Origin of the sequence: Phycicoccus sp. 3266, from assembly GCF_031456495.1 — a bacterium.
In the GTDB taxonomy this organism is placed as follows: Bacteria; Actinomycetota; Actinomycetes; order Actinomycetales; family Dermatophilaceae; genus Pedococcus.
This window is the reverse complement of record NZ_JAVDUW010000002.1, coordinates 908,450-925,569: the sequence shown is the minus strand read 5'-3', so window position 1 is coordinate 925,569 and position 17,120 is coordinate 908,450. Positions and strand designations below refer to the sequence as shown.

Here is a 17,120-nt window from a genome sequence, read left to right as displayed (position 1 = left end):
CCGCACTGTCCACAGGGGCCCGAAGCCACACCGCGATGCGGTCCATCACCTCGCCCAAAGATCGGCATCAATTCGATAACACTGCGTTATGCTGCAGCCATGATCGACGCCGCCGGCCTTCGCGTGATGAAGGCGATCGCCGACGAGGGGAGCTTCACCGGAGCCGCCCTCGCCCTCGGCTACTCCCAGCCCGCCATCTCGCAGATGGTGCGCCGCCTCGAGCAGCGCACCGGGACCGTCCTGGTCGAGCGCGTCGGCCGCAACGTGCGGCTCACCGAGGCCGGTCAGGTGCTGGCGCGGCACGCCGTGTCCGTCCTCGCCGCCCTCGACGCCGCCGAGGAGGAGGTCGCCGCCATCGCCGGGCTCCGCGCCGGACGCGTCCGCCTCATGGCCTTCCCCTCCAGCTCGGCGACCCTCGTCCCCCGTGCACTCGCCCTCGTCAAGCAGCGCTTCCCCGACGTGCAGGTCACGTTCACCGAGGCCGAGCCGCCCGAGTCCCTTGCGGCACTCAAGGCCGGCGAGTGCGACCTGGCCGTCGCCTTCGCCTACGAGGGCACCGACGTCGGCCGGGGCGAGGAGGACATGGACCTCTTCGTGCAGCACAAGCTGCTCGACGACGAGGTCCGCCTCGCCCTCCCCCGCGACCACCCCCTGGCAACCGAGCCCGTCGCCGACCTCACCAAGCTCGCCGACGAGAACTGGATCGCAGGCTGCCCGCGCTGCCGCGGCCACCTCCTGCAGATGTGCGCCACCGCCGGCTTCTCCCCGAACGTCGGGTTCGAGACCGAGGACTACGTGGCCGTGCTCGGCCTCGTGGCCGAGGGACTCGGCGTCGCGCTCATCCCCGACCTCATCCTGCGGACCGCCCACCACCGCGACGTGGTGACCCTGCCCATCCAGCCGGCCTCGCGCCGGACGGTCAGCGTCGTGACCACCCCGGACCTCCAGCGCGTGCCCGCCGTGCAGGCCACGATCGAGGCCCTGGTCGAGGCGGCCAAGGCCAAGCCCCGCGTCCTCGCCAGCACCTGACCCGCCACCGTCCGCTCGGCACGCGACGTCGGCCCGGTCGCCCGGGCCCGCGACCTCAGCGGCGTCGCCACGTCACCCCCACCGAGCCGTGGTCGTCGACGACCGCCACGTCGCCACGCTGGTCGGTGCGCAGCACGGCATACCCGTCGCGCGCGAGGACCTGCAGCGCCTTGGGTGACGGGTGCCCGTAGTCGTTGTCCTTGCCGACGCTGATCACGGCGAAGGGGGCCGCGACCGCTGCGAGGAGGTCTGGGTCGAGGTTGGCCGACCCGTGGTGCGCCACCTTGACGACGTCGAAGCTCCGCGCCCGTGCGGCCATGGCGGGGTCGCGGCGCAGCTGCAGCAGGATCGCGTGCGCCGCCTCGCGCTCCACGTCGCCGAGGAGCAGCAGGTCGACCGGCCCGGCGCGGACGGCGAGGACGACGGAGGCGTTGTTCGGCACCGAGCCGCTGTCGAGCCTGCGGGCGGGCCACCACACGTCGGCCTCCACCCCGGGCCAGCTGAGGTGGTCGCCGGCTGCGATGCCCGTGACCGGTATGCCGCGTGCCCCGGTCCATCCCTCCACCTCCTGCCACTGGTACGGCGGGTCCCGGACGGGAGTGGCCAGCACGGTGCGGACGGTCCGACCGCGCAGGACACCGGGGAGCCCGTCGGCGTGGTCGGCGTGGAAGTGGGTGAGGACCACCGAGTCGACGACCTTGACCTTGAGCCGGCGTAGGCAGGCGTCGATGAGGGCAGGGTCCGGGCCTGTGTCCACGACCACCGCATGGCCGGGTGACGTGGCGAGCACGAGCCCGTCTCCCTGCCCGACGTCGCAGGCGACGAACCGCCACCCCGGGGGCGGCCAGGCGGCGGCGGACGTCGGGGCGGCTCCCGCAACGACGAGGACGACGACCGAGAGGAACGCCACGGGGTGCCATCGCGCGAGGTGGGCCCAGCGTCGGGCGCTGAGGACGACCGCGACGGTGACGAACGCGAGGAGGACCGCGCCGGGCGCACCGTCGGGCCACGGCAGCGTGCCGCCGGGCACGGTCGCGCAGGTGCGGGCCACCCAGCAGATCCCCAGAGCCGGGAGGGCCCCGGCCCAGCACAGCAGCGTGGCCCCGAGCGGCCAGACGGGTGCGACGACGGCCGCGCCCACACCGGCCACGGTGGCCGGGGCCACGAACGGGGCAGCCAGGAGGTTGGCGAGGACACCCACCACCGAGACGGACCCCTGCAGCAGGACCACGACGGGCGCGCACATCGCCTGGGCGGCAACGGGGATGGCGAGCGCCGGTCCGAGGGACCGGGCCCGGGACGGCAGGCGGCGGCCGATCGCGTCGCCCCAGGACCGCGTGAAGAGCAGGAGCCCGAGTGTCGCCAGGGTCGACAGCGCGAAGCCATAGGAGCGGCTCAGCCACGGGTCGACGACGAGCAGGACGACCACGGCGGCCGACAGCACCGGCACCCCGGCCGCACGTCGCGACGCGCTGAGCCCGAGCAGCCCGATCCCGCCCATCGTGGCTGCCCGCACCACGCTGGGTTCGGGGCGTGCCAGCACGACGAAGCCGGCCAGCACGACCAGGGCCCACGGCACGCGGGCGCGTCTCGGGAGGCCGAGAAGCCGGGCGGCGCCGAGGGCGAAGGCCAGCACGATCGCGACGTTCGACCCCGACACGGCGCTCAGGTGGGTCATCCCGGTGGCGAGCATGGCGTCGGTCAGGTCCGGTGGGGTGCGGCTCGTGTCGCCGATGACGAGGGCGGGCAGGAGCCCTCGGGCATCCGTGGGCAGCGGGTCGGAGGCGCGGCGCAGCCCCGACCGTAGGTGCTCGGCTGCCCGTGCCACGACTCCCGGCCTGCCGACGACAGCAGGTCCGCCGGAGGGCTTCAGGACGGCGACGACGTCGTCGCCGGGGTGGGCCGGCACCAGACGGCCGCGCACCGCCAGCCGCTGGTGCCACTGGACGTCGCGCCACCGCTCGTCCGCGACGAGCAGCACCGGTGCGGACACCCGGCTCACCGAGCCTCGCGCCGTCACCTGGGTCACGGTGAGCCGGGCGTAGACGCTGGCCCCGGCGAGGCCCTTCGTCTGCCGCAACCGCGGGTCGGTGGAGACCGTGGCCACCGCCTCGACCGTGGCGTGGTCGCGCGCGAGCGACTCGAGCGGGCCTGCGGAGCGCTCTGCCGTGTGACCGGCGACGGACACCCCGGTGAGCGCGCAGGCAGCGGTGCACATGGCGACGAGGCCTCCAGCGGCCCACCGCCGCTGTCGCACGGCGACGACCGACACGAGCACGAGCACCGACGATGTGCTCACGAGCAGCAGGGGCCGCACGCCGAGCACCGACGCGGTGAACGACCACGCCACGAGCGCCGGGACGAGCAGCCGCAGGTCCACACGCGGGGTCGCGACAGCATCACGGGACGGACCGGCGGCGCTCACACCGTGACCTTGGGCTTGAGCTCGGCGAAGATCTTCTCGCCGATGCCGCTGACCTCGTTCAGCTCGTCGACGGTGGTGAAGCGGCCGTGCTGGGTGCGCCAGTCGACGATGCGCTGGGCCAGGACGGGCCCGACACCGGGCAGGTCCTCGAGCTGGGCGGCCGTGGCCTGGTTGAGGTTGACGACGCCCGCGGAGCTGCCCGGCGAGCCGGCGCCACCGCCCCCACCCGAGGACCCGGCGCCGCCGCCCGCTGCCCCGGGGCCGCCGGGACCGGGCGGTGCCACGACGGCCTCCCCCGGCTTGGGAACCCTGACCTGCTCGCCGTCGACGAGCACCCGGGCCAGGTTGATGGCCGCCAGGTCCGCTCCCTTGAGCGCCCCACCGGCGCGCGCGACCGCGTCACCGACCCTCGAGCCGGAGGGCAGGTGGACGATGCCCGGGTGGGCGACCTGACCGACCACGTGCACGGTGACCGTCGTGCCCGTCGTGGGTGGCCCACCGCCCCCGGCGCTCGTCGCCGAGGTGGCGAACGTCGACGAGCCGCGGGTCAGGACACCGGTCTGGGTGGGCGCCGGCGCGACGGGACGCGGCTCGCTCGACGCCCGCGCCATCGCCACACGGGCGCCGAAGACGAGGCCTGCCACGAGCACCACGAGGACGAGGCCTGCCGCCGCGGCACGGGGCGCCGTCAGACGGGCGCCGCGCATCGCCTCCGGCACGGCCAGCCAGGCCGGCCCCGGGGGTTGCGGCCTCCGGTGCCTGCCGGGGAGGACACCCCGCGGGGCTCGTGCTGCTTCCGCTCCCAGGCCCTCCGCGTGCGGCGACGGGTCCGGAACCGGCACGCGGCCACCGCTCGCGGCCGTACTCTGCGCGTGCGCATCCGTCGCGGGGCTGGGCGTGGAGGCGATCCACGCGCGCTCCGGCTGCCAGAGCCCCGTGCCGCCGCCGGCATCGTTGGCGCCGACGCGCTCGAGGAGCGCGCGCAGGCGAGGTGAGGGTTCCGGCGGTCGGCGGCGCAACGGCATACGGGAACGCTAGGAAGGTGCGGCCCCACCACGGCAGGACGGACTGCGGGCCTGTGGACGACCTGACGCGACGCCTCAGCCTGTGGACGACTCGCGCCGGGCGAGCAGCCACAGCTCGATGTTGCGGCGGTGCCGGTAGATCACGACGAGGGCAAGCACCGCGCACCACACCCCCGTCTCGCGGCTCACGTCGGGCACCCAGCCGGGAAGCCATCCCGCGACCGCGAGCAGGCCCAGCACGAACAGCAGAAGGCAGGCCGACACCGACGCACCCGCCACCCACCGCAGCCGCCACACCAGCAGGACGAACAGCAGCAGCATGACCAGCCCGAACCAGGGCTGCACCGCCAGGATCGCGCCCAGCGACGTCGCGACCCCCTTGCCACCGTGCCCCTTCAGGAACGGCGACCAGATGTGGCCCAGCACCACCGCCAGCCCGACGACCAGCGCCACGACCGACCCGAGGAACGCGCTCGCCAGCACCACCGGCAGGTAGCCCTTGAGCACGTCCGCGACGCCCACGACGACGCCCCAGCGCAGGCCGAGCACCCGACCGGCGTTGGTGGCGCCGGGGTTGCCCGAGCCGGAGCCGGCGAGGTCCTTGCCGAGGACCCGCGCGAGGATCGTGGCCGGGTTCACCGAGCCGAGGAGGAACGCCACCACCGCGGCGACGACTCCCTGGACGACGCCGCCCGTCGACCAGACGACCGCCCCGGTCGACCACACCACCGCGTCGAGCGCCGTCATGGCCTCGGCGACACCGCCACGGCCAGCGTGCCCGGACCCACGTGCGCCCCCACGACCGCGCCGAGCTCGACGACGACGACCTCGCCGGCCGTCGACACCCGATCGCGGATCCGCCCCGCCAGGTCCTCGGCGCGGGCCGCGGAGTCGAGGTGGTGCACCGCGATGTCGACGTCACCACCGGCCGCGTCGACCGCCGCGACGGCCAGCTCCTCGAGCCGGGCCAGCGCCCGCGAGGACGTGCGGACCTTCTCCAGCGGGCGGATGTGCCCGTCCTCCAGACCCAGGATCGGCTTGATGGCGAGCGCCGACCCGAGCAGCGCGGACGCCGCGCCGATCCGGCCGCCACGCCTCAGGTGCTCCAGGGTGTCGACGTAGAACACCACGGTCGAGGCCTCGCTGCGCGAGCGCGCCACTGCCGCGACCTCCTCGGCCGACGCCCCACCGGCGGCGAGCTCGGCCGCCGACACCACGGCATACCCCATCGCCATGCCGAGCGAGCGCGAGTCCACGACGGTCACGGGCACCGGCGAGTGCTGCGCCGCCAGGTGCGCCGACTCCACCGTCGAGGACATGTCGGCCGAGATGTGCACGGACACGATGGCCTCGGCTCCCCCGGCGGCGGCCTTCTCGTACGCCTCGAGGAACGCCTGCGGCGCGGGCCGCGACGTCGACACCGGCTTGAAGGCGCGCAGCGCGGTGGCCACCTCCGCGGTGCTCACGTCCACGCCCTCGCTGAACTCCGTCCCCGCGATCACCACGTGCAGGGGCACGACGCCGATCCCGCGCGCGTCGACGACCGCAGCCGGGAGGTATGCCGTGGAGTCGGTGACGAGGGCGACGCTCACGCGCGCAGGCTACCGGCGGTGCGGGTCCCGCGGGACCCACACCGCCCGGACACGGTGCGGCGGCCGGTCAGGCCCGCACGGTACGGCACCTGGCCAGGCCGGGACACGGTGAGGCAGCGGCCGGTCAGGCCGGGACGACGTTGACCAGCTTGGGCGCCCGCACGATGACGGTGCGGATGCCGCCCTCGGTCGCCGCGACGACCTTGGGCAGGGCCAGCACCTGCTCGCGCAGCGCGTCCTCGCTGATGTCGGCCGGCACCTCGAGGCGGTCGCGCACCTTGCCCTTGATCTGCACCACGCAGGTCACGGTGTCCTCGACGAGCAGCGCGGGGTCGGCCACCGGGAACGGCTCGTAGGTGATCGTCTCCTCGTGGCCCAGCCGCTTCCACAGCTCCTCGGCGATGTGCGGGGCGATCGGCGCGACCATCCTGACGATGGTCTCGGCCGCCTCGCGGGGCACCGCGTCGAGCTTGGTCAGGGCGTTGTTGAGCTCGATGAGTCGCGCGATGGCGGTGTTGAACCCCAGCGACGGGTAGTCCTTCGACACCGCGTCGATGGTGCGGTGCATCGTGCGCAGGGTGTCGGGGTCGAGCGGCGCGTCGACGACCCGCACGTCGCCGGTCTCCTCGTCGACCACGTTGCGCCACAGGCGCTGCAGGAAGCGCTGGGCACCGACGACAGCACGGGTCTCCCACGGCTTGGACAGCTCCAGCGGGCCCATCGACATCTCGTAGACGCGCAGGGTGTCGGCGCCGTACGCGTCGTACATCTCGTCCGGGCTCACGACGTTCTTCAGCGACTTGCCGATCTTGCCGTACTCGCGCGTGACGGGCTGGCCCTGCCAGGTGAACTGGGGGTCCTGGGCGTCGCTGCCCTCCACCTCCTCGACCTCGTTCGCCGGGACCGGCTGGCCACGGCCGTCGCGGTAGGCGAACGCCTGGATGTACCCCTGCGAGAAGTACTTCCGGAACGGCTCCTCGCTGCTGACGTGGCCGAGGTCGAACAGCACCTTGTGCCAGAACCGCGCGTAGAGCAGGTGCAGCACCGCGTGCTCGACGCCGCCGATGTACAGGTCGACGCCGCCGGGGTCGGTGACACCGGCGGGGGCGCCCTCGACCGGGGCCGCGTGCTTGCCCATCCAGTAGCGCTCGTTCTCCGGGTCGACGAACGCCTCGTCGTTGGCCGGGTCGAGGTAGCGCAGGTAGTACCAGCACGACCCCGCCCAGTTGGGCATGGTGTTGGTCTCGCGGCGGTACTTGCGCACGCCGGCGCCGTCGCCGAGGTCGAGCTCGACCTCCACCCACTCGGTCGCGCGCGACAGCGGCGCCTCGGGGCTCGAGGAGTCGTCGTCGGGGTCGAACGTCTTGGGCGAGTAGTCCGGCACGTCCGGCAGCTCCACCGGCAGCATGGACTCGGGCACCGCGTGCGCGACGCCGTCCTCGTCGAACAGGATCGGGAACGGCTCGCCCCAGTACCGCTGGCGGCTGAACAGCCAGTCGCGCAGCTTGTAGTTGACCGTGGCCTCGCCGTAGCCCTTCGCCACCAGCCAGTCGATGATCGCCGCCTTGGCCTCGCCGACCCCCATGCCGTTCAACGAGATCTCGTCGTTGGCGGAGTTGATCGCCGGCCCGTCGCCGGTGAACGCGGTCGACTCGTCGTGGCCCTCGCTCGGCTGCACGGTGCGCACGATGGGGAGGCCGAACTTCTCGGCATACTCCCAGTCACGGGTGTCCTGCCCGGGCACGGCCATGATCGCGCCGGTGCCGTAGCCCATGAGGACGTAGTCGGCGACGAAGACGGGGATCCGCTCGCCGTTGACCGGGTTCGTGGCCCAGGCGCCGGTGAAGACACCGGTCTTGTCCTTGCCCTCGGTCTGCCGCTCCACCTCGGACTTGCGGGACGCCGCCCGCTGGTATGCCGCGACCGCGGCCGCCGGGGTCTCCTCGCCACCGGTCCACGCCGGGTTGACGCCCTCGGGCCAGTCGCCTTGCGAGACAATGGTTTCCAGCAGCGGGTGCTCGGGGGCCACCACCATGAACGTGGCGCCGAAGAGCGTGTCCGGACGCGTGGTGAAGACCTCGATCGTGGCGTCGTGGCCGACGACGGGGAAGCGCACGCGGGCACCCTGGCTGCGCCCGATCCAGTTGCGCTGCATGAGCTTGACCTTCTCGGGCCAGTCGACCCGGTCGAGGTCGTCGGCCAGCCGGTCGGCATACGCGGTGATCCGCATCATCCACTGGCGCAGGTTGGTCTTGAAGACCGGGAAGTTGCCGCGCTCGGACCGGCCGTCGTTGGTGACCTCCTCGTTCGAGAGCACGGTGCCCAGGCCGGGCGCCCAGTTGACCGGTGCCTGCGAGGAGTACGCGAGGCGGAAGCCGTCGAGCACCTCGGCGCGCTCGGCCGCGGACAGCGCGGACCAGTCCCGGCCGTTCGGCGTGGGGCGCTCCCCGTTCTCGAACTGCGCCACCAGCTCGCTGATGGGACGGGCCTTCCCTCGTCCGCCGTCCTCACGGACGGCGTCGACGTCGTACCAGGCGTCCCAGATCTGGGTGAAGATCCACTGGGTCCACTTGTAGTACCCCGGGTCGATGGTGGCGATCGCGCGCCGGTCGTCGTGCGCCAGGCCCAGCCGCCGCAGCTGGCGCTTCATGACGACCATGTTCTCCTCGGTCGTCTTGCGCGGGTGCTGCCCGGTCTGGACGGCGTACTGCTCCGCGGGCAGTCCGAACGCGTCGTAGCCCAGGCAGTGCAGGACGTTCTTGCCGGTCATCCGGTGGTAGCGCGCGAACACGTCGGTCGCGATGTAGCCCAGCGGGTGGCCGATGTGCAGGCCGGCGCCGGAGGGGTACGGGAACATGTCGAGCACGAGCAGCTTCTCGCGGTCGCCGACCTTCTCGGGCTCGGCCCAGGGCCCTGCCGGGTTGGGGGCGTGGAAGGTGCCCTCCTGCTCCCAGCGGTCCTGCCAGGCGACCTCGATCCGGTCGGCCAGCTCTGCGGTGTACCGGTGCGGCGTCTCGCTCATCTCATCCTCGTCGTCTCGTCTGGTCGGGCCTGCTCCCGACTGTCCGTCCCGCGTGCGGGTCCGCGCTTTCGCACCCACACACAACGAAGCCCCTCGCGCAGGAGGGGCTGGCCGCGTCGACGTCCGGTCGGTTCGTCGTCGCGGCTAGGTAAGGAGCAGGAACCGTGCCACGGGAACAGGTTAGCGCAGCACCTCGCGGGCCATCAGTCTCGGCCGGCAAGGCGACTGTCGGTGATCCGGGTTACGTTGGTCTGGAAGTCCACAGCCGGTCGAGCCACCTGCCTGCTGCCCCTTTGGTCGGGTGCAGCCGCGCCCGACCCCCCTCTCGAAGGTCAGCTGTGAGCATCCTCGTCGCGTCCGTCCCGTCCGGCCACGTCTACGTCCGTCACCTGGCGCCCCCGGCGCCGGCCACCGCCGACGTGGTCCGCCTCCCGGACCCCCCGTCGGGCACCTCCCCCGACTCGCCGTGGTGGCCGCCACGGATGCTCACCAGCGCGTGGGTGCACGGCCACGCGTCCGAGTTCGACCTCATGCACGTCCACTTCGGGTTCGACGCCGTGTCGCCGGCCGACCTCGAGGCACTCACGCTCGCCCTGCGCCAGCACGACAAGCCGCTCGTGCTGACCGTGCACGACCTGCGCAACCCGCACCACCCCACCGCCGAGGCCCACGACGCCCAGCTCGACGTGCTCGTCGCTGCCGCCGACGCCATCATCACGCTGACCCCGGGCGCCGCCGCCGTCCTCGAGCAGCGCTGGGGCCGCACGGCGACCGTCGTCCCCCACCCGCACGTCGTCCCGCAGGAGTGGCTCGGGCGTCCGCGTCCCGCCCGCGACCGGTTCGTCGTGGGGCTGCACGCCAAGAGCCTGCGCGCCAACATGGAGCCGCTCGCCCTCGTCGACGGCATCGTCGACGCGCTCGAGGACATGCCCGGGGCGGTGCTGCGCGTCGACGCCCACACCGACGTCATGACCGAGGGCTTCGAACGGCACGACGCCGCGCTCGCGGGTCACCTCACCGCTCTCGCGGACGAGGGCCGGGTCGACCTCCGCGTGCACGACTACTTCTCCGACGACGAGCTCTGGGCCTACCTCCAGGGCCTGGACGTGTCCGTCCTGCCGTACCGCTTCGGCACCCACTCCGGCTGGCTCGAGGCCTGCCACGACCTCGGCACGTGGGTCGCCGCCCCCGACTGCGGCTTCTACGCCCAGCAGCGCCCCTGCCTGACGTATGCCGCGGACGGTCCCGAGCGCGTGCCGTCCCTGGTGGCGGCGCTGCGCGACGCGCACCGTGGATGGCTGGAGGGCCGGGTTGCCCCGCGGGCGACCGCGGAGGAGCGCCGGGCCGAGCGGGAGCAGGTCGCCGCGGTGCACCACGACGTGTACCAGGGAGTCCTGGGCCGGAGGCGCGCATGCACGTCGTGATCCTCGCCGCCGCCCGCCATCCCCTGCGCCAGCCCTTCGCCGGGGGCCTGGAGTCGCTGACCTGGGCGCTCGTACGGGGGCTGCGCCACCGCGGTGTCGACGTCACCGTCTTCGCCGGGCCAGGCAGCGACCCGGTCCTCGACGCCCGCGAGCTCATGGTGGCGCCGCTGCGGCTCAGCGACGCCGCACGGGCTGATGTCGCCATGCCGCCGGAGCCGTGGCTGCGCGAGCACCACGCCTACCTGCAGGTCATGCTCGAGCTGCGATCGCGGGGCGACGTCGACGTCATCCACAACAACAGCCTGCACTTCGTGCCCATCTCCCTGGCGCAGGCCTGCAGCGCGCCGATGCTGACGACGCTGCACACGCCACCGACCCCGTGGCTCGAGCCCGCGATCTCCCTCATGGACCAGTCGCGGGCCCGTTTCGTGGCCGTCAGCGCGCACACCGCCCGCCAGTGGCGCCACGTCACCACGGCCGACGTCGTGCACAACGGCGTCGACACCTCCACCTGGACCCCCGGCCCGGGTGGCACCGACCTCGTGTGGTTCGGCCGGCTGGTGCCCGAGAAGGCACCCCACGAGGCCATCGCCATCGCCGCTGCGAGCGGGCGACGGCTGCGCCTGGCCGGTCCCGTCGGCGACCACGCCTACGTCCGCGACGTCGTCGAGCCGTTGCTGGGGTCCGGCGCCGAGTACGTCGGGCACCTCGGCGTGCGCGAGCTGCGCGACCTCGTGGGAGCGAGCGCGGCGACGCTGGTGACACCCGCCTGGGACGAGCCGTACGGCCTGGTCGCGGCCGAGTCGCTGGCCTGCGGCACGCCAGTGGTCGGGTACCGCCGCGGCGGCCTGGGCGAGTTCGTCGTCCCCGGCACCGGTGTCCTCGTCGCCCCGGGCGACGTCGACGCCGCAGCCGCCGCCCTCGACGAGGCGGTCCTGCTGGACCGCGCAGGATGCCGCGACCACGCGGTGCGGCACTGCTCGCTCGACACGATGGTCGACGCCTACGTGGACCGCTACGAGGACATGACGCGGGTCGGGCAGGCCGCATGATCGGCTACTACGCCCACCACCAGGGTGCAGGCCACGTGACCCGCATGCAGGCCGTCGCCGCGGCGCTGGACGAGCCCGTCTGGGGGCTCAGCTCGGCCCCCCGGCCGGCGGGGTGGAGCTCGGGATGGACCGAGCTGGCCCGTGACGACGAGGTGGCCGGCGACCCCGTCGACGAGGACGCCGACGTGACGGCGCAGGGCGCCCTCCACTGGGTCCCGCGTGGTCACCCCGGGCTGGCGCAGCGGGCGCAGCAGGTCGTGTCCTGGGCAGCCCAGTACCGGCCGCGCCTGCTGGTGGTCGACGTGTCGGTCGAGGTGGCGCTGCTGGCCCGGCTGGCCGGCGTCCCGACCGTCGTCGTGGCCCTCCCGGGGCGCCGTGACGACCGGGCGCACCGGCTGGCGTACGACACCGCCGAGGCACTCCTGGCCCCGTGGCCGGCCGGGACGCACGAGCGCCGCTGGCCTGCGGAGTGGGTGGCCAAGACCCGCTGCGTGGGCGGCATCTCGCGCTTCGACTCGCGGGTGCGGCCTGGCACTGCGGCGGCACCGTCCGGTGGGCGCGCAAGGGGCCCGCTGGGCGACTCCCCCGCGCTGGTCGGACCGTCCGAGACCGCCTCCGGCTGCAGCTCCTCGGGCCCGACCGTCCTGCTGCTCTGGGGCGCGGGCGGCCGGGGCACGACGCCCGCGCAGGTGGCTGCCGCCCGTGCCGCCACTCCCGGGTGGACCTGGGTCGAACGGTCGCCGGGCGCGCACGCGTCGACGGAGCTGTGGGACGAGTTGCTGCGCGCGGACGTGGTGGTGACGCACGCGGGGCAGAACGCCGTGGCCGAGGTCGCGGCTGCACGGCGTCCGGCCGTCGTGGTCGCCCAGCCGCGCCCCCACGACGAGCAGGTGGCGACGGCCGAGTGCGTCCAGGAGCTCGGTCTGGCAGTGGGCCGGACGAGCTGGCCGCAGCCGCAGGAGTGGCCGGCGTTGTTGGAGCAGGCCGTCGCGATCGGCGGGCAGGGCTGGGCCCGCTGGAGCACCGGCGACGGAGCAGCCCGGGCCGCAGCCCTCCTGGCGGACGTGGGGCTGCCGACCCGGGTGCCCGCGTGAGCGGCCGCAGGAGGTCCCGCGTGAGTGTCCGGCCGGGTGACCGCACGAGCGCCCACGTGGGGGCCGCCGTGAGCGGCCCGCGCACGGCCGTGGTCACCCTCGCCCACGGTCGGCACGAGCACCTCCGCGGCCAGGGCTGGGGGCTGGCCCGCCAGACGGTGCGACCCGACCACTACGTCGTCGTCGCCATGGGCGACCCGGGGGTCGAGGCGGTCGTCCGCGAGCTCCACCCCGCGGCGACGGTCGTCCCGGTGCCCCTCACGGCCGCTGGTGAGCTCCCGCTGTCCGCCGCCCGCAACGCCGGGGCTGCGGCCGCGCTGGACCTCGGCGCAGACGTCCTGGTGTTCCTCGACGTGGACTGCATCCCCGCCGCGGGCACCGTGGCCCGCTACGCCGAGGTGCTGCGCGACGCCGGCACGTCTCCCGTGGTCGCGTGCGGGGAGGTCGCCTACCTACCCGCCGTCGGGCACCCCGCGGCATACCGCGTGCCCTCGCTCGCCGCGACCGCGGAGCCGCACCCGGCCCGTCCCGCGCCGGCGCCCGGGACGACGCAGGTCGCCGACGACGTCCGGCTGTTCTGGTCCCTGTCGTTCGCCGTCACCGCGTCGGGCTGGCGGGCGCTGGGGGGCTTCGACGAGGGCTACGTGGGCTACGGCGGAGAGGACACCGACTTCGGTCAGCGTATCCGCGAGTCGGGCGGCACCATGCTGTGGGTCGGGGGCGCGGCGGCGTACCACCAGCACCACGAGCAGGAGAGCCCCCCGCTGCGCCACCGGCGCTCGATCGTGAGGAACGCCAACGTGTTCCACGACCGGTGGGGCTGGTTCCCGATGGAGGGGTGGCTGGCCGAGCTGCACCGGCGCGGCCTGGCCCGGCTCGACGCGGATGCCGGCCGGTGGGTGGTCATAGGCTGAGGCTGAGTGACGTGGCCGGGTCACCGGTGCCACCTGCGTCACGCCCGTCACCTGCGTCAATCGGACGATGCGAGGTCGACCCGGAGGTCGTACGTTCGGCCCATGGCGCAGACGACGGGCATGGCGGCGACGCTCGAGCGCGTCGGTCCGGTGGCGGGCGACGCAGGCGGCCTCGTGCTGTTCGCCTGGTGGATGTTCACGGCGGTCCACGCGCCCGTGCCGCCGGCGCTGCTGGCGCTCACCGGGCTCCTCGCCGCGGGCCTGGTGGGGAGCGCCTTGGTCGGGTACCAGCTGCGGCAGGGCGACTCGCCCTCCGCGTGGCTCGGCTGGGCCGCCCTGGCCGTGCTGCTGCTGGGCTTCGCCGGGAACCCGGGGTGGGCGCCGGCCGGGCTCGGCCTGTTCGGGCTGTCGGTCGTGCGGGGCCGTGTCTTCCCGCCGCTGCCGGGCGTCCTGATGGCGGCCGGTGCCTGGCTCGTCCTGGTGACGACGGCGCTCACACCAACGGTGCCGTCGGGGACGTCCCCATCGGCGATCGCCTGGCGGGGCGCCATGTCCGTCGGCCTGGTGCTCATCGCGGGTGCGCTGGCCGACCTCGACGCGCTCACCGAGGCGCGACCTGCCAGGGCTGCATCGCGGCGCTGACGGCGCCCAGCGCCGCTGACGGCGCCCGGCGCCACAGACAGGGCCCACGGTCTCGCCGACGGACCCCGTGGGGCGTCGACGAGATCGTGGGCCGGGCTGCGGGTCAGTGCTGGTGGTACTGGTGCACCACCGCGTGGCCGCGGCCCCGCGCCAGCAGCCACCGGTTGACGGGGACGGTCAGGGTGAAGGCGATCGCCAGCGACAGGACGAGCGAGCCCCAGAAGAGGGCGCTGGACAGGCCCGCGTCCATGGCGCCGGGGATCACCAGCATGAGGGCGTTGTCGACGAGCTCCATGGTGGCGATGGAGACGGTGTCGGAGGCCAGGGCGACCGGCAGTGCCGCGGCGAGGGTCAGCCCTGCCTTGAGGATCGGGCGCATCGCCAGCGAGTAGCCGAACACGAAGGCCAGCGCGATCGACAGGACGACGGTGCCGAGGTTGTGCAGGCCGAGGGCGGTCCCGATCACCATGCCGAGGACCTCACCGATCGCACAGCCGAGGAGGCAGTGGAGCGTGGCGCTGACGGCCTGCCTCCACAGCGAGCCGCCGGGCCCCGAGGCCGTGGCGTCGTGCTCGTGGTGGGCCTGGGCGTGGTGGCCGTGGCCGTCGTGACCGTGGCCCTGGTGGTCCTGGTGCTCTCCGATGACGTTCATGGTTCCTGCAACTATACCCCCGGTGGGTATATTCCCTCACCGCCGAGACATCTCGACGTTTGGGGCGGGTACTTGCGGGTAGGTACGGGGTCCGCGGACGGCCCGGTCCGCACGTCGCCGACCCCGAGGAGCTCCGTGAGCCACGAGCCGCCCCTGCCCGCCGTCCTGGAGGACCTCGCGCACGTCCACGAGGGTGGTCACGCCAGCGACCCCGACCAGGTGGCCGACGCGCTCGAGACGATGGTGCTGCACCCCGAGTACCCATGCCTGGGGGCGCGGTCGGTGTTCAACCGCAGCCGCGCCAGCCTCGAGGTGCTCGAGGAGCTCGGCACCGAGGCCGCGGCCCGGACGCTGCGAGACAGGCTCGCCCGGTTCGCATCGGCCACCGACCTCGACGAGGGCTTCGCCTCCCTGCTCGCGGTGTTCCGGGGCACGGACGTTCGGGACGAGGCGCACTTCGAGCAGCTCCTGTGGCGCCAGCTCGAGCTGCTCCACGAGGTCGACGACCAGCCCTGGGACCCCCAGGTGTCCTCGGACCCCGACGACCCGCACTTCGCCTTCAGCGTGGCGGGGACGGCCTACTTCGTGGTCGGCCTGCACCCGCAGGCCTCGCGCATCGCCCGGCGCGCCCCGCTGCCCACCCTGGTGTTCAACCTGCACGAGCAGTTCGAGCAGCTGCGCGCCTCCGACCGGTACGAGCGCATGCGCGACACCATCCGCAACCGCGACCTCGCCCTGCAGGGCTCGCTCAACCCGATGGTGGCCGACCACGGCCGCGGCTCCGAGGCGGCCCAGTACTCCGGCAGGGCCGTGCCGTCGGACTGGGCGCCACCGGCCCTCGGCGGACAGGAGGCAACGGCATGAGCACGGCGGCCGACCGAACCCGTCAGAGCTCTCCACAGGCCACCGACGGCCCCGCGGAGGGCTTCACCCGGCTGTCGCCCCAGACCGGCACCGGCTTCGTGCTGTCCGCGGGTCAGCAGCTCACCGTGGTCGACCCCACCGGGGAGCAGGTGAGCGACCTCTTCTGCTTCAGCGCCGACGACCACGCGGAGTGGTTCTCCACGGGGCGGACGATCGACTACGCCAACTCGGTCGCCGTGACGACGGGGACGGTGCTGTACAGCAACCGCAGCCGGCCGATGCTCACGGTGGTCGAGGACACCTGCGGGCACCACGACATCCTGCTCACGCCGTGCAGCCAGCAGACGTTCGACCTGCTGTACCCGGAGTTCGAGGGCGCGTACCACCCGAGCTGCCTGGAGAACCTCGTGACCGGCCTCGAGCCGTTCGGCGTCGTGGCGGACCAGGTCTCGACGACGCTCAACATCTTCATGAACGTGTGGTCCGAGCGGTCCGGCGAGCTGCACATCGACCCGCCGACGTCGGTCGCCGGCGACCGGCTCGTGGTGCGTGCGGAGATGGACCTGCACGTCGGGCTCACGGCCTGCTCGGCCGAGAAGTCCAACGCCGGGACCTGCAAGCCGATCGACTACCGCATCGACTGAGCCGCTCGCCACGCCGCCGCCGCTGCCGGGCGAGCCGTTCGTGAACCCGTGGGCGGCGTCGGACCTCGGGCCTAGGGTCGTGGCATGACCCGAGACGTCTCCACGCCCGCGGACCTGCGCGCCGTCGTCGACAGCATCATGGCCGGGTTCGCCCGGGTCCCCGACGACGGCTGGGAGCGCCCGGCGCACCGGCTCGACTGGGACTGCCGCGACACCGCCACCCACCTGATGGACGACTTCGCCTTCTACGCCATGAACCTCTCGAGCAGGGAGGTCCACGTGGACACCTACGTGCCCTTCCTCGAGCCGCCGCCCTGGCGAGAGGGCAGCCCGCCGATGTTCTGCTGGCCCGACCCGGCGGGTGGCACGGCGGCCATCGTGCGCGGGGTCGACGCGACGGGTGGGCTGCTCGTCGCCGTGACGGCGACGGCTCCGGAGGGGCACGTCGGCTACCACCCGTTCGGCCACCCCGACGCCTCCGGCTTCGCGGCGATCGGCATCGTGGAGGGGGCTGCCCACGCCTGGGACGTGCTGACCGCCCACGACATCCCGTTCGCGGTCGAGGCCGGGATCGCGGAGCGCGTCCTCAACCGGGTCTTCCCGGACGCCCGGCGCACCGACGACCCGTGGACCGACCTCCTGGCCGCCACCGGCCGGACGGAGGAGACGCGCGGCACGTCGTGGAGGTGGGACTCCTCGGTGCGCGACACCTACGGCGACTGAGCCCGCCTACGGCGACTG

At 73.8% G+C, this 17,120-nt stretch carries 15 protein-coding genes; 9 read left to right on the top strand and 6 right to left on the bottom strand.

All coding sequences use genetic code 11. The features are described from left to right. Positions 1-99 precede the first annotated feature (99 nt). Complete coding sequence (locus J2X64_RS14235; RefSeq protein WP_310155733.1) at positions 100-1,029, top strand: LysR family transcriptional regulator; 930 nt, start codon at positions 100-102, stop codon at positions 1,027-1,029. A gap of 55 nt (positions 1,030-1,084) precedes the next feature. Here the strand turns inward: J2X64_RS14235 and J2X64_RS14230 are convergent, their stop codons facing one another. The 5 genes from J2X64_RS14230 to leuS form a co-directional block, all read right to left on the bottom strand. Next, on the bottom strand, positions 1,085-3,454 hold the full coding sequence (locus J2X64_RS14230) for a ComEC/Rec2 family competence protein (protein WP_310155731.1): 2,370 nt from the start codon (positions 3,452-3,454) through the stop codon (positions 1,085-1,087). Next, complete coding sequence (locus tag J2X64_RS14225; RefSeq protein ID WP_310155727.1) at positions 3,451-4,161, bottom strand: helix-hairpin-helix domain-containing protein; 711 nt, start codon at positions 4,159-4,161, stop codon at positions 3,451-3,453. Before J2X64_RS14225 ends, J2X64_RS14230 begins: the two co-directional genes overlap by 4 nt. 393 nt (positions 4,162-4,554) lie before the next feature. Continuing rightward, complete coding sequence (plsY, locus tag J2X64_RS14220; RefSeq protein WP_310155725.1) at positions 4,555-5,226, bottom strand: glycerol-3-phosphate 1-O-acyltransferase PlsY; 672 nt, start codon at positions 5,224-5,226, stop codon at positions 4,555-4,557. Continuing rightward, complete coding sequence (locus J2X64_RS14215; protein ID WP_310155722.1) at positions 5,223-6,071, bottom strand: DegV family protein; 849 nt, start codon at positions 6,069-6,071, stop codon at positions 5,223-5,225. Before J2X64_RS14215 ends, plsY begins: the two co-directional genes overlap by 4 nt. Positions 6,072-6,195: 124 nt before the next feature. Continuing rightward, complete coding sequence (gene leuS / locus J2X64_RS14210) at positions 6,196-9,093, bottom strand: leucine--tRNA ligase (protein WP_310155719.1); 2,898 nt, start codon at positions 9,091-9,093, stop codon at positions 6,196-6,198. Between the two features lie 338 nt (positions 9,094-9,431). Here leuS and J2X64_RS14205 point away from each other — a divergent pair, with 338 nt between their 5' ends. From J2X64_RS14205 to J2X64_RS14185, 5 genes are all read left to right on the top strand, one after another. Further along, on the top strand, positions 9,432-10,517 hold the full coding sequence (locus J2X64_RS14205) for a glycosyltransferase (RefSeq protein ID WP_310155717.1): 1,086 nt from the start codon (positions 9,432-9,434) through the stop codon (positions 10,515-10,517). Further along, the gene (locus J2X64_RS14200) at positions 10,505-11,569 is read left to right on the top strand and encodes a glycosyltransferase (protein WP_310155714.1); all 1,065 of its coding nucleotides are present in this window, start codon (positions 10,505-10,507) and stop codon (positions 11,567-11,569) included. The genes J2X64_RS14205 and J2X64_RS14200 overlap by 13 nt, the downstream gene beginning before the upstream one ends. Then, positions 11,566-12,663 carry a glycosyltransferase gene (locus tag J2X64_RS14195; RefSeq protein WP_310155711.1) on the top strand — a complete coding sequence of 366 codons (1,098 nt, stop codon included), beginning with the start codon at positions 11,566-11,568 and terminating at the stop codon, positions 12,661-12,663. Before J2X64_RS14200 ends, J2X64_RS14195 begins: the two co-directional genes overlap by 4 nt. Before the next feature lie 20 nt (positions 12,664-12,683). Continuing rightward, the gene (locus tag J2X64_RS14190; protein WP_310155709.1) at positions 12,684-13,577 is read left to right on the top strand and encodes a galactosyltransferase-related protein; all 894 of its coding nucleotides are present in this window, start codon (positions 12,684-12,686) and stop codon (positions 13,575-13,577) included. A gap of 102 nt (positions 13,578-13,679) precedes the next feature. Further along, on the top strand, positions 13,680-14,219 hold the full coding sequence (locus J2X64_RS14185) for a hypothetical protein (RefSeq protein WP_310155705.1): 540 nt from the start codon (positions 13,680-13,682) through the stop codon (positions 14,217-14,219). A 103-nt stretch (positions 14,220-14,322) separates the two neighbouring features. On the opposite strand, the gene J2X64_RS14180 is transcribed toward J2X64_RS14185, so the two are convergent. Continuing rightward, positions 14,323-14,871, bottom strand: coding sequence for a DUF4396 domain-containing protein (locus J2X64_RS14180; RefSeq protein WP_310155702.1), 549 nt, complete (start codon positions 14,869-14,871; stop codon positions 14,323-14,325). Between the two features lie 135 nt (positions 14,872-15,006). Here J2X64_RS14180 and gntA point away from each other — a divergent pair, with 135 nt between their 5' ends. The 3 genes from gntA (at position 15,007) to J2X64_RS14165 (ending at position 17,102) form a co-directional block, all read left to right on the top strand. Further along, positions 15,007-15,735, top strand: coding sequence for a guanitoxin biosynthesis heme-dependent pre-guanitoxin N-hydroxylase GntA (gntA, locus tag J2X64_RS14175; protein WP_310155699.1), 729 nt, complete (start codon positions 15,007-15,009; stop codon positions 15,733-15,735). Further along, positions 15,732-16,379, top strand: a complete 648-nt coding sequence (locus J2X64_RS14170) for an urea carboxylase-associated family protein (RefSeq protein ID WP_310155696.1) — start codon at positions 15,732-15,734, stop codon at positions 16,377-16,379. The genes gntA and J2X64_RS14170 overlap by 4 nt, the downstream gene beginning before the upstream one ends. Before the next feature lie 84 nt (positions 16,380-16,463). Next, positions 16,464-17,102, top strand: a complete 639-nt coding sequence (locus tag J2X64_RS14165) for a hypothetical protein (protein ID WP_310155693.1) — start codon at positions 16,464-16,466, stop codon at positions 17,100-17,102. The last annotated feature ends 18 nt before the right edge of the window (positions 17,103-17,120 follow it).